A 15,064-nucleotide genomic window follows, 5' to 3' on the forward strand; every position below is an offset into this window, starting at 1 on the left:
ACCCGGCCTCAGGTGTCAAGCGCGGCCAGGCTTTCGCCATCGCGGATCAGCCGGTCGATCAGCGCTGCCGGGCTCCAGAGGGCTGCCTCGACCCCCCAGGCGCGCAGGTCGTGGCGCAAGACCATCAGTCCGCGCTGGGCGGCCTGATGCATCGGGCCGCCGCGCGCGCGCGGAAACTGGTATCCCGCAACCATCAGGTAGTCGATGTCCGAGGGCCGCCGGGCGATGCCTTCGTCCACCAGCCGGGCGCCCTCATTGGCCAGCGCCGAGAGCCAGCGGTTCAGGACCTCGGTCGTCGACATCGCCCGCAGGATCGTCGGCGCCTCGATCGAGACCGGGTCCGGCGGGCGGACGCCGAATTCGTCCAGCGCCTGTGCGATCACCCGGCGCGGCACGCCGCGCGCCACCATCCAGGCCAGCGCCGTGCGGCCCGCATCCGCCATCCGCGCGCCGATCACCGGGCGCTCGTCGACCAGAACCGGCGCGAGACCCATCCGGCGCAGCCCGGCCAGCGCGGTTGCGCGGGCCAGGGGCAGCGCATCCGGTGGCAGCGTCACCTCGCAGACCCGGCCGGCCGGGGCCAGGGCCAATCCCGTCTCGCCGTCCTGCCCGCCCAGCACCAGCCGCGCGGCTCCGGGAAGTCCGGTCCAGCCGGCGCGGGCGCCGGGCGAAGAATCGCAGATCACAAAGGGCAGCGGCACCGGAAGCGGGCCTTCGACCGCGGCAACCCGCTCCTCCATCGCCTTGGCGCGCTCTGCCGACAGGTGCCCGGTCCGCAAGCCCTCCTCCATGCCGAGGGCCAGTGCCGCCAGCCCGGCCTGCCGCGCCGCTGCGTCCGGGAAAGCCCAGGTCACGGGAAGCCCGCGCGACAGCGCAGCCACGGCGACCCGCGCCAGATCGGGGGCGGCGCCCGCCAGGCCGATGCGGTCAACCGACAGGGGTTGCAGCCGCGCCAACACCGGCGGCAGCGCCAGCGCCCTCCGCTCGGCCCGGGCTGCGGCCGCAAGTCCGATGGCCTCGGGCGTCTCCTGAAGGTCGGCGCGCGCCACCGTCTCGAAGGCGAGCGCGTTCTCCGGCAGCAGGACGAGCGCCGCCTCGACGCAATCGACGATCCGCCGCGCCGCGGGCATCCGCTGCCCGGGCGCGGCCCGCGCTTCGGTCACGGCCTGGGTCCAGGCCACCGGATCAGGTTCTGCCCGCCGCAGAAGATCGCCGACCGAAAGCGCTGCCGCCAGCCGCACGGCCGAGGCGATGGGGGCGGTTTCGGTGATGCCGTCGACCAGCCCCAGCGCCAGAGCCTCGGACGCCGGAACCAGACGACCGGAAAGGAGAAGCCGCAACGCCGCCTTCGCCCCGATCAGCCGCGGCAAGCGTTGCGTGGTGCCGCCGGAGGGGCAAAGCCCCAGCGTGATTTCGGCAAAGGAAATCCGCATCGCGGGACTGGCCAGCCGCGCCCGCGCCGCCAGCGCCAGCTCGGCTCCGAGGCCCGTCGCCAGCCCCTGCAGGACGGCGACCACCGGCACCGCGCTTTCCGCGATGGCCCGGCACAACTCGCCAGGCTTGGGCTCATCGGCGTCGGGCGAAATCGGCAGGTTGCCCGAGAAATTCGGGCCCTCGGCCGCCAGGACGATGCCCCGGCAGGCATCGCCGGGTGCGGTCAGGGCCTCAAGCAGTGCGGCCCGCAGCCCTGGGGTCAGGTCATTCAGGGGCGGATTGGCCAAGGTCAGGATCCTGATCCCGTCCCGCAGCTCAACGCTCAGCCCGTCTGCGGACATTTCCGTTCCCTTGCCCGGATTTCTGCGCAAGTTAGAAACAACCGCAGGCAGTTTACAAGGGCCGCGCGCGGTGCCCGTCTCAGATCGGCATGTTGTCGAAGCCGGCCTCGACTTCGGCATCGGTTGGCAGGCTCGAATCCTCGCCTGGCATCAATGCCGCAAGCGCGCGCATCTCGGCGAGCAGGAGTTCCAGCCCCTGATGCTGCAATTCAAACCCGGCGGCGAGGAGTTCGGCCTCGCCTCGCATCAGGTCGCCCGGCTTCGGTTGAGTCTTGCGGGCGGTCATTGCGCGCAACTCCTGCAAAGGGGGGTCCAGGGCAGCGCGTCAAGCCGCGCCTCGGCGATGGGTTCGCCACAGCGGACACACTCGCCATAGGTGCCGTCCTCGATCCGCTTCAGCGCGGCGCGAATCTGGGTGATCTCGGCCAGCCCGGCATTGCCGGTGGCTTCCAGCACCTCATCGCCCTCGCGTTCGGTCGCAAGCTCCTCCCAGTCGCGGTTCTGGTGCGAATCCAGCTCTTCCTCGATGGCCTCCAGCCGCGCGCCAAGCTCGGTCAGGCGTTTCTTCAGCTGCGCCTTGCGGGCGGGGATCGGGGTAATCGGCGTTGCCTGCATCGGTTTCTCCTCTGTCCCGCAAAGTCTAGGCGCAATACTCCGGGCTGGCCTTGACCCAAGTCAACGGTGCTTTCGCTTTCCTGCCAAGCTGGCTATGGTCGCGCCGATTTCACACCGCGCCCGCGACGGCGCCGCCCAGTGGAGAGGCCGATGGACATTCGCGCGATCACCCCAGACTACGCCGTTTCGCCCCAGATCGAACCGGGCGACCTCACCGCCGTCAAGGCGGCAGGCTATGTCACGGTGATCGACAACCGGCCCGACGGCGAAATCCCGCCGCATCTGCACACTGCCGAGATGCGCAAGGCGGCCGAGGCGCTCGGGCTGACCTTTGTCGCCAACCCGGTGATCGGCGGTGCTCTGACCATGGACAATGTGACGGCGCAGGGCGCGGCAATCGCCGGATCGACGGGACCGGTCTTCGCCTACTGCGCCTCCGGCAACCGCTCTTCCATCGTCTGGGCCCTGGCCAATGCCGGCAAACGCCCGGCGGATGAGCTGGTCGGCCTGCCGGCCCGGTTCGGCTATCAGCTTGACCACCTTCGCCCGCAGATCGAGGTTCTGGCCAAGGGCTGACGCCCCCCGCAGACCCTGCCCCGCCTATCCCGCGGCGCGCAGTTCGGGCGGCGGGCCTTCCGGCGCGGCACGGCTGAGCGGCGCCTGACTGGCGGGCCGTACGGTCGCCTCGGTCAGCTTCAGGGCGCGCATGCCGCGGTGCTGGCCAAGGCGCGCACCGGCGATATGCCGACCCTCCACCGTTTCCAGCGACACCGCATCGAGGGCGGCCGAGGGCAGCAGAAGCGTCTCGCCCACCGTCAGCGCCATGATCTGCCGCAGGGGAAGGATCAGCCGCCCGACAATCGCGTCCAGTCGGCAATCAGCCTGCATCACCCGAGCGGAGAGTGCGGCGGTGAATTGCGGCGCCTCTGCCTCGCCCACATCGGGACCGGGCGCCTGGGCCTCGCCGCGGCCAAGGGCGGGCAGCACAAGGATCACCTGGCCCGCCCGCCCGCCGCCGCCGAGCAGCACTTCGGCGGAAAGCACGCGATAGGCTTCATCCTCCAGCATAAGGGCCAGCGGGCGCGCGTCTTCAAGATAGCTGGCGTAGCGGAAGCCGCCGGCCCAGGCGAGGTCCGCCTCCTCGGCCAGCGTTTCGTCCAGTCCCGCAAGGGCCCGGTCGATCACCCCCGCGACCATGGCCGCGTCGATCCGGCTGGCTTTTCGCGGGGCGGGGGCCTGCGCGGCAAGGCGGCCCAGCGTCTGCCGTTCGATGAAGGTCGCCGTGACCGAGGGCGCCAGCATGATCACCCCGAGCCCGCCCGCAGGCCCGTCGAGCAGCGCGAGCAGCGCGCGGTCCGGCACGATCTCCAGCACCTCGGCCAGGCTTTGGCGGGCGATCGTCAGGCTGCGGAAGTCGAGGTCGAGCCCCATGGCATCGCGCGCCGCACGGGCCAGCGCCAGCCGCCAGCCCCGGTCGGCCCCCGGGGCGCCATCCGCCTGCGCCGGGCGGGCACGGTCGATCTTGCGGCGGATCACGTCGGTCATCGCGGAGGTCATGGTGGCCCTGTCCCAATAACAGGACCCTAGCGCGCGTTTCCTTCACAGAAGGTTAAGCCGCCAGCGTTTCCAGCCGCAGGGGCACCGTCACCCGGAAGGCCGCACCACCCTGCCCCGGCAGATAGGCGACCGAGCCGCCGAGGTTGGCCATGATCTCGCGGCAGATCGCCAGGCCCAGCCCCGCGCCACCCGCCCGGTTGGCATCGGTGAGGCGGGAAAACTTCTCGAAGATCAGCGCTTGCGCCCCCTTCGGAATGCCCCTGCCATTGTCGATGAAGTCCACCGTGACCCGGCCTGCCTTGTGCCGCACGGCGATGCGCAGTTCGGGCCGGGCCGCATCGCAGTATTTCCGGGCGTTCGAGATCAGGTTGATGAAGACCTGGGTCAGCCGGTCGGCATCGGTCTTGATGTAGATGGTTTCCGACGGCAGGTCCCGGACCACCTGGAATTCGCGCTCGGGCCGGGTCGCCCGGGCCGCCGTCAGCGCGGTGTCGATCATGCCCTGCAGGCTGGCGAGGCCCAGGGTCAGCTGCACCGCGCCGTTTTCCAGCACCGAGAGGTCAAGAAGATCATCCAGGAGCCGCGTCAGCCGCTTGGCCTCGTCATGGATGATCCGGCCATAGCGGATGACCAGCTCCGGTAGAAGGTCGCCCTCGGTCAGGATCTCCGAGAAGGCCCGGATCGAGGTCATCGGCGTGCGCAGCTCGTGGCTGATCTGGCTGAGGAAGGCATCCTTCTGCAACGAAAGCTGGGTCAGTTTCTCGTTCGCCTCGCGCAGCGCGCCTGCAGTTCGGGTCAGTTCCGCCTCGCGCGCCTCCAGCCGGGCGGAATATTCCAGGATCTGCGCCGATTCCGAGGCCACCGCCATCAGGTCCTCGACCGTGACCGTCGCCCTGCCGACAAGCTGGCTGATCATCGCATGCGCCGTCGCCGCCCCGACCGAGCCGGACAGCCGCGCCTCAAGGCTGTCGAGGAAGGCGGGCGTCGGGTCGGGCAGGAACCCCTCCTTTCCTTGCGCGCGTGCCGCCACCTGGAAGAGCGAAAGAGCCGCCTCCTCGCCCAGGATGCGCTGTGCCATGCCAAGAAGCGCCTCGGGTTCCGCCCGCCCCCGCGCCCAGCGTTGCGGTCCGACGGCGCCTTCGAACACGTTGACGAAGGCCGCGCCCTGCAGGCGTTCGACCGGACCGGGGAAGGTGAACAGCGAGCCCAGGCAGAAGGCCAGCCCGTTCAGGGTCATCGACCAGAAGAGCGCATGGATGATCGGGTCCATGGCCTCGGTCCCGAAGAGCGAATGCGGCCGCAGCCAGGCCTGGCCGAACAGGCCCTGGGTGAAGACCGACTCGGGCAATACCGCGCCGGGCCCGAACGAGGGCAGGAACGACGCAAAGGCCCAGACCGCCAACCCGGTGATCAGCCCCAGGATCGCCCCGGTCCGCGTGGCACCCCGCCAGAAGATGCCGCCCAGCATCACGGGCAGCACCTGCGCCACGCCCAGGAAGGCAATCAGGCCGATGGACGCCAGCGCCGCCGACCCGCCGGACAGCTGGTAATAGCCGTATCCCAGCGCCAGCACCGCCGTGATCGCCAGCCGTCGCGCCATCAAGACGACCGAGCGCAGATCGTCCGCCGCCGCCGCCGCGGGCCGCAGCCGCAGCCACAAGGGGATCATCACATGGTTCGAGATCATCGTCGCCAGCGCGATGGATTCGACGATCACCATCGAGGTGGCCGAGGAGAAGCCGCCGAGGAACGCCAGCATCGCCAGCGCCCCCTGCCCCTCGGCCAAGGGCAGGGTCAGCACGAACATGTCCGGGTTGGCGCCCACGGGCATACGCTCCAGCCCCACCACCGCAATCGGCACGATGAAGAGGCTCATGCCCAGAAGATACAGCGGGAAGGCCCAGCTGGCGCGGGCAAGGTGGCCCTCGTCCTCGTTCTCGACCACCATGACCTGGAACATCCTGGGCAGGCAGATCACCGCCGCCGCGGACAGGAAGATGATCCCCGTCCAGCGCCCCGGCTGGACCTGCCAGGCGGCAAGGTCGGCCGCGTCGATCCGGGCGATGACGTCGGCCAAGCCGCCCGCGATGCCCCAGACGACGAAGCTGCCGACCGCCAGCAGCGCCACCAGCTTGACCACCGCCTCGACCGCGATGGCCGTCACGATCCCGTGGTGCTGTTCGCGCGCGTCGAGGTTGCGGGTCCCGAACAGGATGGTGAAGAACGCAAGGCCCACCGCCACCCAGACCGCGATCTGCCCAGGGTCGAGCGGGCGCGAGCCATCGGGTGCGGCACTGGCAAAGACGCCGAAGGACAGCACGACCGACTGCAACTGAAGCGCGATGTAGGGGGTTGCCGCCACCACGGCGATAACGGTGACGATCACGCCCAACGTGTTCGACTTGCCATAGCGCGACGAGATCAGGTCGGCGATCGAGGTGACATGGTGCTGCCGCCCGATCCTGACCAGCTTGCGCAGAAGCCACCACCAGCCGACGAAGACCAGCGTCGGGCCGAAGTAGATCGTCAGGAATTCAAGGCCCGACCGCGCGGCATAGCCGACCGCGCCGTAGAAGGTCCAGGCGGTGCAATAGATCGACAGCGACAGGGTGTAGACCACGGGCGAACGCAGCCAGCCGAGCCGCCCCTTCGCCGCCCGCCCCTCGACCACGAAGGCCACGGTGAACAGAAAGGCCACGTACAGGAAGCAGGCCAGGACCAGGAGGTTGAAGGGCACCTCAGTCCTCCTCCTCGTCCGCGCCATCCCCGCCGCGCAGGCCGGGGGCAAAGGCCGCGGCCAGGCCGATCAGCACCAGCCAGACCGAGAAGAAGTAGATCACATCGCCCGATGACAGCGACATGCGCGAATCCGGGGTCCAGAGCAGCGGCAGAAGCAGCAGGAACACCCCGAACACGGGCAGAAGCCGTGCCGCATCACGCAGCCGCCTTCGCCGGTAGGGAGCCCGGGCCAGGAACAGCGGACGCCGCGGACGCCTCATCCGCGCCCCAGCATGCTGCGCACCTCGGCCACGATCTCGGCGTTGGCGAAGGGTTTGGTCATGAAGCGGTCGGCACCGGCGCGCTCGGCCATCTCGCGGTCGCGGCCTCGCGCGGTCAGCATCATCACCGGCAGGTCGCGGCTGGCCGGATCGGCGCGGATCGCGCTCAGGATTTCCAGTCCGGACATGCCGGGCAGCATGTGGTCGAGGATCACCATGTCCGGCGGATCGCGGTGCAGAAGCGCCAGAGCGGCGGCGCCTTCGGCGGCATGGCTTACCCGCAACCCGTCCCGGGTCAGGAGAAAACGGATCGCCTCGGCGATGTTCGGTTCGTCCTCGATGAGAAGCACATGCTGTGCCACTGGTTCCCCCCGGGGCCCTGCGTCCCCCTGCCCGCACTATCGGCGCAAAGCGAGCCGCCTGTCAAAGCCTTGCCGAGGAGATGCCGCCACCATGGTCTTCCGCGGCCACTGCGCCGCGTCGCGGCGGTCAACGGCGTTCCTCCCCTCATGCCACCCCTTCGGAAGCGAGGATCGAGGGCTCGCGCCGCGCCGGGCAGTCGCCGCGGGCGCAGACGCGGCAACTCGATCCGATCCGCGTGACCGGCCCGTCCCCGTCGTCCGGCAGGATCAGCATCGCCGCCTCCCGCAGTTCCGGCCCGCGCAGCCCCTGCGGATGCCGTACCTCGCCCCAGGCCACGACCCGGTGCCGCCGGTCGCTCTGCCCGGCCATCTGCACCCGCGCCTCGACCGGCTGCATCGGGCGGCCAAGGGCGGCATAAAGCGGCCAGAGCGGACAGGCCGAGCCGAAGCGCGGCAGCGGAAAGCCGGTGGCGGGCTTGCGGAAGATCAGCGTGCCCGAGCCATCGCAGGCGACAAGGCCCGCCTGCATCCCGGCGGCCCCGGCCATGCGCCGCATCGCGGCCAGCGGCGAGCATCCGAAGCGGTCGGCAACGGCCAGCGGGTCCGATCCCAGATCCTCCAGCGCCGCAGCGAACTCGGCCTCGGGCAGCCAAGCCGCATCTTCCCGCGCGCGGGCGACATGGGCGCGTGCAAGGCTTCTTGCCGCGCTTGAGGCCAGCCGCGCGATCTCGTCCTCCAGCCCTGCGGTCGGTTCGCCATCCGCAAGCGCCCAGCCCCGACCACGCAGCCAGTCTTCCACTTCCTCCTGCGGGGCCGCAATGCCCTGCTCCTCGATTCCCTGCCCTGCATCCAGGAAGCCGACCAACGCCTCGGCCCCCGCCGCCAGCCGTTCGCTGTCCTGATGCAGGTTCCGGTGGAACCGCGCCGCCCAGTCCGGTTCCAGGTCGGGCGTTTCCGCCAGGATCGCCGCGGTGGCCCGCACCGACGACAGCGAGGACAGAAGCTCGTGCAGCGATTGCGACAGGTGCGGGTCATGCGTCATCCGGTCGTTCAGCGCTTCGACCGCGCGCTCCAGCGCCAGCCCGCGCGCATCGAGCGTGACCAGAAGTGCCGCCCAGCCGGGAAGCCGGTGGACGAACTCGTCGACCCGCTCCACCTCCACGCCCTGCTCGCCCCCCCGGGCCGCTGCGGCCCGCAGATCCGCGACCAGGACCGCGTCCTTGCCCTCGGCCAGCGCCTGCCGGTCGATCGACAGGGCATCGGCCAGCCGCTCCATGACCTCGGGCGTGACCTTGCGGCGGTTGTGCTCGATCAGATTGAGATAGGAGGCAGAGATCCCGGCCGTCGCCGCAACGTCGGACTGCCGCAGGCCTGCCGCCAGTCGACGCTCGCGCAGCTTGGTTCCGGTCAGGGCAGGCAGCGGCATGGGGTCCTCCGCCGCAGACTTTACAAGTCTTGTGAAGCTTTACAACCTGTCGAGCGTCGGCTCATTCGGGCAGCAGTGTTGCAAGCTCGGCGATCAGACGCGGATCGCTCCCCTCGGCGGCAAGCGCCACGCCTTCGGCCACGTCGCCATTCCTGACCAGAAGCCGTGCCAGCACGGCGCGGAAATCGCCATGCACCCTGCCCGCCGCACCCAGCGAGCGCAGGCGCGACAGTGTCGATCGTGCCGCTTCCATGTCGCCCGCCCGGCTTTGCTGCAACCCGAACGCATTCAGGGCAAACGGCAGATGGTCCGCCGAAAGGCGCCCGAACACGGGTTCAAGGTCGCCCTGCCCCGCCTGCATCGCTGCCAGCACGGCAACCTTCACCCAGTATCCACCTTCCGTGGGCCGTTCCGCCCGGGCGATCACCGCAAGGAATTCGTCCACATCTCCTGCAACCAAAGCGGCCGTGGCCTCCACTTCGCCGATGCGCCGGGGCGGGATCAGGCCTTCGGGGCTGCGGGCAAGCTCTTGCAGGGCTGCGTCGCGCTGGCCCAGGCGCGCCAGCACTTCGGCCTTGGCAAAGGGCAGGTAGTCTTGCGACGAGGCGGGCCCGGACAGCCTGTCCACCGCCGCAACCAGCGCTTGCGCTTCCGCCGACCGACCCTGCTCGGCCAGGGCGCGGGCGACCAGCAGCAGCGACATCATGCGCGTGTCCCGATCCGCAGTCGTCACGGCCGCGATCCGCGCGGCGTCGATCCGGTCCCCGCGCAGCAGAAGGATCACGGCCGTCCGGTCCAACAGTGCGCGGAAATCATCGGAGCTGATCAGATCGCCAAGTGCGTAGGCGCTGGCGTAGGCATCCGCCTCCATGAAGCCGGTGGCTGCGAACAGGGCAATATCCGCCCGGACACCCGGGTCCGCATCCATGATCGACTGTCGGACGCGATCCTCCTGGCCCGCAATGGCCCGGAGACCGACTTCCAGATTCGCGCGGTCCGTCGGGTCATCGGTCGCGGTCTGGCTGACCAGGTCGGCCAGTACCGCCGAAAGCCTGGGCGCACCGGCCATGTCGACACCCGCCGTCCCGCTGGACAGAAGCTCGATCCGCTTTCCGCCCGCCGGTTCACGCGCCGCCAGCAGGTCCGGAAGCCTCCGCACCGTCGCGTCGGCCCGGGCCGATCCGGCGCGCTCCTCGATCGCGGCAATCGCCAGCAGATCGCCGACCGTGTCCCGCACCTCCTCCTGCGCCAGAGCGCGCGCGGCCGCGAGGTCAAGGAGGCAGGCCTGATCCGGGGAGGCCAGACAGGCGGCCTCATCGGCGCGGACGGGGGTCAGAAGGGAAAGCCAGAGGAAGAGCATCCAGAAACGCATGATGTAATCCCGACCTGAAAGGAACTGGTCGAGACTATCCCGAATCCTGCTGCGGACAAAGTCAGGAACCGTACCAAATGAAATGCACCCCGGACCGGCCGGGGTGCACTCGTCGAAAGCCGAACCTGTCAGTTGGCCAGCGCCTTGTCGGTCACGGCGTGGGTCCAGGCGCCTTCCGGGGCCTTGGTGATCACCGCATCCGACCCGCCCGCCATCAGCGCGTCGACCGTGTGCTGGTAGTCCGCCTCGTCCAGCGCGCCGTTCGACCCGGCGGTCAGCTTGGCGATCTCGCCCATCATGCGCTTCTGGTGCGCTTCGGTCTGGGCGCCGGTCTCGTCGTTCTCCAGCACGATCATCGCCGCCTCGTCCGGGTTCTCCTCGGCATATTTCCAGCCCTTCATCGAGGCGCGGACGAATTTCGCCATCGTGTCGACGAAGGCCGGATCGGCCAGCTTCTCCTCAAGCACGTAAAGCCCGTCTTCCAGCGTCGCCACGCCTTCGGTGGTGTAGTTGAAGTTCACCAGCTGCTCGGGCGTGATGCCCGCGTCGATGACCTGCCAGTATTCGTTGTAGGTCATGGTCGAGATGCAGGCGGCCTGCTTCTGCAACAGCGGGTCGACGTTGAAGCCCTGCTTCAGCACCGTCACCCCGTCGGGCGAGCCGTCGGTCTTGTAGCCAAGCTTGGCCATCCAGTTCAGGAACGGATATTCATTGCCGCCGAACCAGACGCCCAGCGTCTTGCCCTTGAAATCGGCCGGGGTTTCCACGCCGGATTCCTTGAGGCAGGTCAGCTGCATCCCCGAGGATTTGAACGGCTGCGCGATGTTGACGAGCGGCAGGCCCTTTTCCCGCGCCGCAAGGGCCGATGGCATCCAGTCGACCACGACATCCGCCCCGCCACCCGCGATGACCTGGGTCGGCGCGATGTCCGGCCCGCCGGGAAGGATGGTGACGTTCAGCCCCTCTTCCTCGTAGAATCCCTTGGCCTGCGCGACATAGTAGCCCGCGAACTGTGCCTGCGTGACCCATTTCAGTTGCAGCTTCACATCCTCGGCGCTGGCGCCCGTCGCCATCGCTGCCAAGGCCGCCGCCATCAGTAGCTTCTTCATCGTCTTCTCCCGTGTTGTGCCCAGCTCTCGGGGCCTTGTTAATGCCGTTGCGACGGATGCCAGAAGGTCACCCACCGTTCGATCAGCGCGACCAGCCCGTAAAGGACCGATCCCGCCAATGCCGCCACCGCAATCTCGGCCCAGACCATGTCAAGGCCAAGCCGACCCACCTCGGTCGAGATGCGGAACCCCATGCCGTAGATCGGACTGCCGAAAAACTCGGCAACGATGGCGCCGATCAAGGCCAGAGTCGATGCAATTTTCAGCCCGTTGAAGATGAAGGGCATTGCGGCCGGAAGCCGCAGCTTGACCAGCGTCTGCAGGTAGCTCGCCCCCCAGGTCGCCATCAGGTCGCGTTGCATCCGCTCGCTCGCCTGCAGGCCCGCGACGATGTTGACGAGCATCGGGAAGAACACCATCACGACGACGACCGCCGCCTTCGACTGCCAGTCGAAGCCGAACCACATCACCAGGATCGGCGCGAGGCCGACGATGGGCAGGGCCGCGACGAAATTGCCGATTGGCAGAAGGCCGCGCTGCAGGAAGGGGCTGCGGTCGATGGCGATGGCGGTCAGGAAGGCCGCGCCGCAGCCGATCAGGAAACCGGGGATCGCGCCCTTCAGGATGGTCTGGGCGAAGTCCTGCCATAGCATCGGCAGCGAGGTCGCGATCTTCGCCGCAATCGCGCTCGGCGCGGGCAGGATCACCGGGGCGACCCCAAGCCCCCTGACCAAACCCTCCCACAGGACCAGCACGGTCGCGCCGAAGATCACCGGCACCAGCACCTTGCCTGCCCGCGTCCGGGACACCGGGCTCTCTGCCAGCCAGACGTTCAGCGCCCAAAGCGCCAGCCAGACGACAAGGGCGATGACAAGCGCACTCATCCCGGCACCCCCATCCGCCGCCGCGCCAGCCGCTCGACAAAGCCCACCGCCACGATCAGCATCCCTGCCAGGATCGCCGCGGCAAACAGGCTGGCCCACATGATCAGGGGTTCCCCGAATTGCGAGCCGATCAGCATCCGCGCGCCCAGGCCTTCGATGGCCCCGGTCGGCAATTCACCCACGATGGTCCCGACCAGCGAGGCCGCAATCGCCACCTTCAGCGAGGCGAAGAAATACGGCATCGAGGCCGGAAGCCGCAGCTTCAGGAAGGTCGCCATTTCCCCCGCGCCGTAGGTTTTCAAGAGGTCCAGCTGCATCTGGTCCGGGCTGCGCAGGCCTTTTACCATGCTGACCAGCACCGGGAAGAAGCTGAGGTAGGCCGCGATGATCGCCTTCGGCAGGTCGCGCCCCTCCAGCCCCAGCCTGCTGGACAGCGTGATGATCATCGGCGCCAGCGCCACGATGGGAATGGTCTGGCTGATGATCGCCCAGGGCATCACCGACATGTCCATGACCCGGAACCGGACGATCGCCATCGCCAGCAGCACCCCGGCGATGATGCCAAGGCCAAAGCCCATCATCGTGCCCTTGAAGGTGACGTAGCCATGGTAGATCAGGCTCCGCTTCGAGGTGACGGCCTGCCCGAACAGCCCCTTCCCCAACTCCGCCGCCACCTGATGCGGCGGCGGCAGGACGGGGCGGTCCTGGTCCATGGTCTGCGCAACCATCTCGGAGAAGCTGACCGTGGTCCCGGTCCGTTGTGCCTGATCATAAACCCAGGCCGAGTTCAGCCAGACCGTGCCTGCGTACCAGAGCACGATGATCCCGGCGAGGATGGTGAGGATGGGAAGGAGGTTACGCATCAACTCTCCAACTCCGTATGCACACGGAATTTGATCTCGACCGTTACCGAGTCAGCCGTCCGCGCATCTGTGAACTGAACTTCCGTGATCCATAGCCCCGGAGCATCAGTCGGAAATACCGTAAACCCGATGGAGTACTCTCCGCTGGCTCCAACCGCGCCGAACGGAACCCGGGCGGGACTGCAATCCCTTTCCAAAGTGACGCCGCTTGGTTGATGATCAAGCATCAGACAAGTCACATCGGCCTGGTCGCCAAACACCTTGGCTCCACTGTAGGTCAATCGAAGCATTGCCCTGTCGCCGATGTAGAGATCGCCGTCTCCAGCGGTCGTGGCTGCGGATGTATTGCCTCGCGAGACCACTGAAAAACTTGCTGAGACTTCCAACGCTCCAGAAACTTTCGAGTCCGCAGTCTGAATCACTTGCGAATCCGCAAATCCCGCGACTGGCCCAGAAACGGCGACAACGAGCGGGGCGAGAGCTTTCCCGAATTTCATCCCTTCGCCCCCGCAGGCCAGGCGATCATCGCCACCGCCACGCAGCCGAGCGCCATTCCGGCCAGTTGCAACCCCGTGGGCCGCTCGCCGAAGACAAAGATCGCCATGACGGAAATCGCCACCAGCTGGAAGATCGCCGACAGCGCGATGGCAAGGCCAAGTCCGTTCGCCTTCATCACCTGCACCATCAGCCAGTTGCCCAGACAGAACAGCGCCAGCGCGCCGAACAGGATCGGCAGGCCGCCCTTCACCGCATAGACCTTCAGCACCGCATTGGCTCCGACGAAGACCCCGGTCGCGAGGCCAAGCCACAGGAAGGTGACGCCACTCATCCCCCTACCCTTTCTTCCGCGACTTCCGCTTCGGCTTTGGCGCCGCGGCGGCCTCGGCGATGGCCGCCGCCCGCGCCTCGGGCGTCATCGCCGCCCAGTCCCTTGCCGCCTTCAGCCCGTCGCGCAAGTCGCCCCACCAGACCCAGAGCATCGCCGGGTAGAGAAGCACGATCACTCCAAGCCACCAGAGCGTCGTCATCATGTCGATCCCGGCACGAGCGTCCATCGGCATGCTGCCAAGCGCCCAGAGCGCGACCCAGATCACCCCCAGAGTGCCAACGACCGCCAGGGGGACACCCAGCACCCAGGCCCAGAAGGTCAGCCAGCATTGTGCCACCGTGGGTGGGGGCAGTTTCGGCGGCGTGGGCGGGGGCTTAGCCATAGCGCTTCACCGCTGTCCCCGCAGATCAGGCCGTATATACATCGTATGGCCGGTTTCCATACGCTTTCCATACGCTTTCCAGACACCTGCCCTACTCGTCATGATGCCCGGCCCGAAGCCCCTCCCGCACCCGATGGGCGATCTCGATGAACTCCCGGCTGTCGCGGATGTCGAGCGGCCGGTCCCTCGGCAAGGGCGAGTCGATCACATCGGTGATCCGTCCCGGACGGGGGGACATGACGACGATCTTGGTCGACAGGTACACCGCCTCCGGGATGGAATGTGTAACGAATCCAACGGTCTTGCCGGTGCGGGCCCAGAGCTTCAGCGTCTCCTCGTTCAGCCGGTCGCGCACGATCTCGTCCAGCGCACCGAAGGGTTCGTCCATGAGGAGGATATCGGCATCGAAGGCCAGCGCCCGTGCAATCGAGGCCCGCTGCTGCATCCCCCCCGACAGCTGCCAGGGAAACTTCTTGCCGAAGCCTTTCAGCTCCACCAGCTCCAGCACATGACTGACCCGATCATCCTGAGCTTTACGGTCGAACCCCATGATTTCCAACGGCAATCTTATGTTCCCGGCAATCGTCCGCCAGGGATACAGCCCCGCCGCCTGGAACACGTAGCCATAGGCCCGCTTCCGCCGCGCCTCGTCCGGAGGCATTCCGTTGACCGTCAAGGTCCCGGAGGTCGGCGTCTCCAAAGCCGCAATCGCCCGCAGGAAAGTCGTCTTCCCGCAACCGCTTGGCCCGATGAAGCTCACGAATTCCCCTTGGCCGATGCTCAGGTTCACGTCCTTCAACGCCTGCACCGGCCCGTCCGCCGTCTGGAAGACGAGGTTCAGCCCCTTCGCCTCGATCACCGGCTGGCTCTGGCTTGCCGTATCCTTCAAAC

The 15,064-nt window shown here is 68.1% G+C and carries 17 protein-coding genes; 1 reads left to right on the forward strand and 16 read right to left on the reverse strand.

All coding sequences use genetic code 11. The features are described from left to right. Positions 1-8: 8 nt before the first annotated feature. The 3 genes from JNL31_RS02590 to JNL31_RS02600 all read right to left on the reverse strand — a co-directional run bounded on the left by JNL31_RS02590 (position 9) and on the right by JNL31_RS02600 (position 2,375). Entirely contained in the window at positions 9-1,775 is a 1,767-nt protein-coding gene (locus JNL31_RS02590; RefSeq protein WP_294969542.1) for an enoyl-CoA hydratase-related protein, read from the reverse strand. Between the two features lie 79 nt (positions 1,776-1,854). Beyond that, complete coding sequence (locus JNL31_RS02595) at positions 1,855-2,061, reverse strand: hypothetical protein (protein WP_294969544.1); 207 nt, start codon at positions 2,059-2,061, stop codon at positions 1,855-1,857. After that, a complete protein-coding gene (locus JNL31_RS02600) occupies positions 2,058-2,375 on the reverse strand; it encodes a TraR/DksA family transcriptional regulator (RefSeq protein WP_294969795.1) in 318 nt (105 codons plus the stop codon). Before JNL31_RS02600 ends, JNL31_RS02595 begins: the two co-directional genes overlap by 4 nt. Positions 2,376-2,540: 165 nt before the next feature. Here JNL31_RS02600 and JNL31_RS02605 point away from each other — a divergent pair, with 165 nt between their 5' ends. After that, positions 2,541-2,966, forward strand: coding sequence for a TIGR01244 family sulfur transferase (locus JNL31_RS02605; RefSeq protein WP_294969547.1), 426 nt, complete (start codon positions 2,541-2,543; stop codon positions 2,964-2,966). A gap of 24 nt (positions 2,967-2,990) precedes the next feature. Here the strand turns inward: JNL31_RS02605 and JNL31_RS02610 are convergent, their stop codons facing one another. From JNL31_RS02610 to JNL31_RS02670, 13 genes are all read right to left on the reverse strand, one after another. Further along, the gene (locus JNL31_RS02610; RefSeq protein ID WP_294969549.1) at positions 2,991-3,947 is read right to left on the reverse strand and encodes a FliM/FliN family flagellar motor switch protein; all 957 of its coding nucleotides are present in this window, start codon (positions 3,945-3,947) and stop codon (positions 2,991-2,993) included. A gap of 52 nt (positions 3,948-3,999) precedes the next feature. Next, positions 4,000-6,684: an ATP-binding protein gene (locus JNL31_RS02615; protein ID WP_294969552.1), complete on the reverse strand. Its 2,685-nt coding sequence runs from the start codon at positions 6,682-6,684 to the stop codon at positions 4,000-4,002. Between the two features lies 1 nt (position 6,685). Then, entirely contained in the window at positions 6,686-6,946 is a 261-nt protein-coding gene (locus tag JNL31_RS02620) for a hypothetical protein (RefSeq protein WP_294969555.1), read from the reverse strand. Beyond that, positions 6,943-7,308 carry a response regulator gene (locus JNL31_RS02625; RefSeq protein WP_294969558.1) on the reverse strand — a complete coding sequence of 122 codons (366 nt, stop codon included), beginning with the start codon at positions 7,306-7,308 and terminating at the stop codon, positions 6,943-6,945. Before JNL31_RS02625 ends, JNL31_RS02620 begins: the two co-directional genes overlap by 4 nt. Before the next feature lie 145 nt (positions 7,309-7,453). After that, positions 7,454-8,734, reverse strand: a complete 1,281-nt coding sequence (locus JNL31_RS02630; protein WP_294969561.1) for a helix-turn-helix transcriptional regulator — start codon at positions 8,732-8,734, stop codon at positions 7,454-7,456. A gap of 61 nt (positions 8,735-8,795) precedes the next feature. Continuing rightward, positions 8,796-10,106 (reverse strand): hypothetical protein, encoded by a 1,311-nt coding sequence (locus JNL31_RS02635; protein ID WP_294969564.1) that lies wholly within the window; start codon positions 10,104-10,106, stop codon positions 8,796-8,798. 128 nt (positions 10,107-10,234) lie between these two features. After that, positions 10,235-11,215 (reverse strand): ABC transporter substrate-binding protein, encoded by a 981-nt coding sequence (locus JNL31_RS02640; RefSeq protein ID WP_294969567.1) that lies wholly within the window; start codon positions 11,213-11,215, stop codon positions 10,235-10,237. A 38-nt stretch (positions 11,216-11,253) separates the two neighbouring features. Then, positions 11,254-12,099: an ABC transporter permease gene (locus JNL31_RS02645; protein WP_294969568.1), complete on the reverse strand. Its 846-nt coding sequence runs from the start codon at positions 12,097-12,099 to the stop codon at positions 11,254-11,256. Beyond that, positions 12,096-12,962: an ABC transporter permease gene (locus tag JNL31_RS02650; protein ID WP_294969570.1), complete on the reverse strand. Its 867-nt coding sequence runs from the start codon at positions 12,960-12,962 to the stop codon at positions 12,096-12,098. Before JNL31_RS02650 ends, JNL31_RS02645 begins: the two co-directional genes overlap by 4 nt. Then, positions 12,962-13,459, reverse strand: a complete 498-nt coding sequence (locus JNL31_RS02655; protein WP_294969572.1) for a hypothetical protein — start codon at positions 13,457-13,459, stop codon at positions 12,962-12,964. Before JNL31_RS02655 ends, JNL31_RS02650 begins: the two co-directional genes overlap by 1 nt. Further along, the gene (locus JNL31_RS02660) at positions 13,456-13,791 is read right to left on the reverse strand and encodes a hypothetical protein (protein WP_294969573.1); all 336 of its coding nucleotides are present in this window, start codon (positions 13,789-13,791) and stop codon (positions 13,456-13,458) included. The genes JNL31_RS02655 and JNL31_RS02660 overlap by 4 nt, the downstream gene beginning before the upstream one ends. A 4-nt stretch (positions 13,792-13,795) precedes the next feature. Continuing rightward, positions 13,796-14,173 (reverse strand): hypothetical protein, encoded by a 378-nt coding sequence (locus JNL31_RS02665; RefSeq protein ID WP_294969575.1) that lies wholly within the window; start codon positions 14,171-14,173, stop codon positions 13,796-13,798. A 91-nt stretch (positions 14,174-14,264) separates the two neighbouring features. Next, positions 14,265-15,062, reverse strand: a complete 798-nt coding sequence (locus JNL31_RS02670) for an ABC transporter ATP-binding protein (RefSeq protein WP_294969576.1) — start codon at positions 15,060-15,062, stop codon at positions 14,265-14,267. Positions 15,063-15,064 lie beyond the last annotated feature (2 nt).

The sequence above is a fragment of the Tabrizicola sp. genome (assembly GCF_016792905.1).
Taxonomy (GTDB): Bacteria; Pseudomonadota; Alphaproteobacteria; order Rhodobacterales; family Rhodobacteraceae; genus Tabrizicola.

Coding starts and splice junctions, on each gene's coding strand:
- JNL31_RS02590 (WP_294969542.1), bottom strand. CDS start 1,775: ATGTCCGCAGACGGGCTGAGCGTTGAGCTGCGGGACGGGATCAGGATC.
- JNL31_RS02595 (WP_294969544.1), bottom strand. CDS start 2,061: ATGACCGCCCGCAAGACTCAACCGAAGCCGGGCGACCTGATGCGAGGC.
- JNL31_RS02605 (WP_294969547.1), top strand. CDS start 2,541: ATGGACATTCGCGCGATCACCCCAGACTACGCCGTTTCGCCCCAGATC.
- JNL31_RS02610 (WP_294969549.1), bottom strand. CDS start 3,947: ATGACCTCCGCGATGACCGACGTGATCCGCCGCAAGATCGACCGTGCC.
- JNL31_RS02620 (WP_294969555.1), bottom strand. CDS start 6,946: ATGAGGCGTCCGCGGCGTCCGCTGTTCCTGGCCCGGGCTCCCTACCGG.
- JNL31_RS02630 (WP_294969561.1), bottom strand. CDS start 8,734: ATGCCGCTGCCTGCCCTGACCGGAACCAAGCTGCGCGAGCGTCGACTG.
- JNL31_RS02635 (WP_294969564.1), bottom strand. CDS start 10,106: ATGCGTTTCTGGATGCTCTTCCTCTGGCTTTCCCTTCTGACCCCCGTC.
- JNL31_RS02640 (WP_294969567.1), bottom strand. CDS start 11,215: ATGAAGAAGCTACTGATGGCGGCGGCCTTGGCAGCGATGGCGACGGGC.
- JNL31_RS02645 (WP_294969568.1), bottom strand. CDS start 12,099: ATGAGTGCGCTTGTCATCGCCCTTGTCGTCTGGCTGGCGCTTTGGGCG.
- JNL31_RS02650 (WP_294969570.1), bottom strand. CDS start 12,962: ATGCGTAACCTCCTTCCCATCCTCACCATCCTCGCCGGGATCATCGTG.
- JNL31_RS02655 (WP_294969572.1), bottom strand. CDS start 13,459: ATGAAATTCGGGAAAGCTCTCGCCCCGCTCGTTGTCGCCGTTTCTGGG.
- JNL31_RS02660 (WP_294969573.1), bottom strand. CDS start 13,791: ATGAGTGGCGTCACCTTCCTGTGGCTTGGCCTCGCGACCGGGGTCTTC.
- JNL31_RS02665 (WP_294969575.1), bottom strand. CDS start 14,173: ATGGCTAAGCCCCCGCCCACGCCGCCGAAACTGCCCCCACCCACGGTG.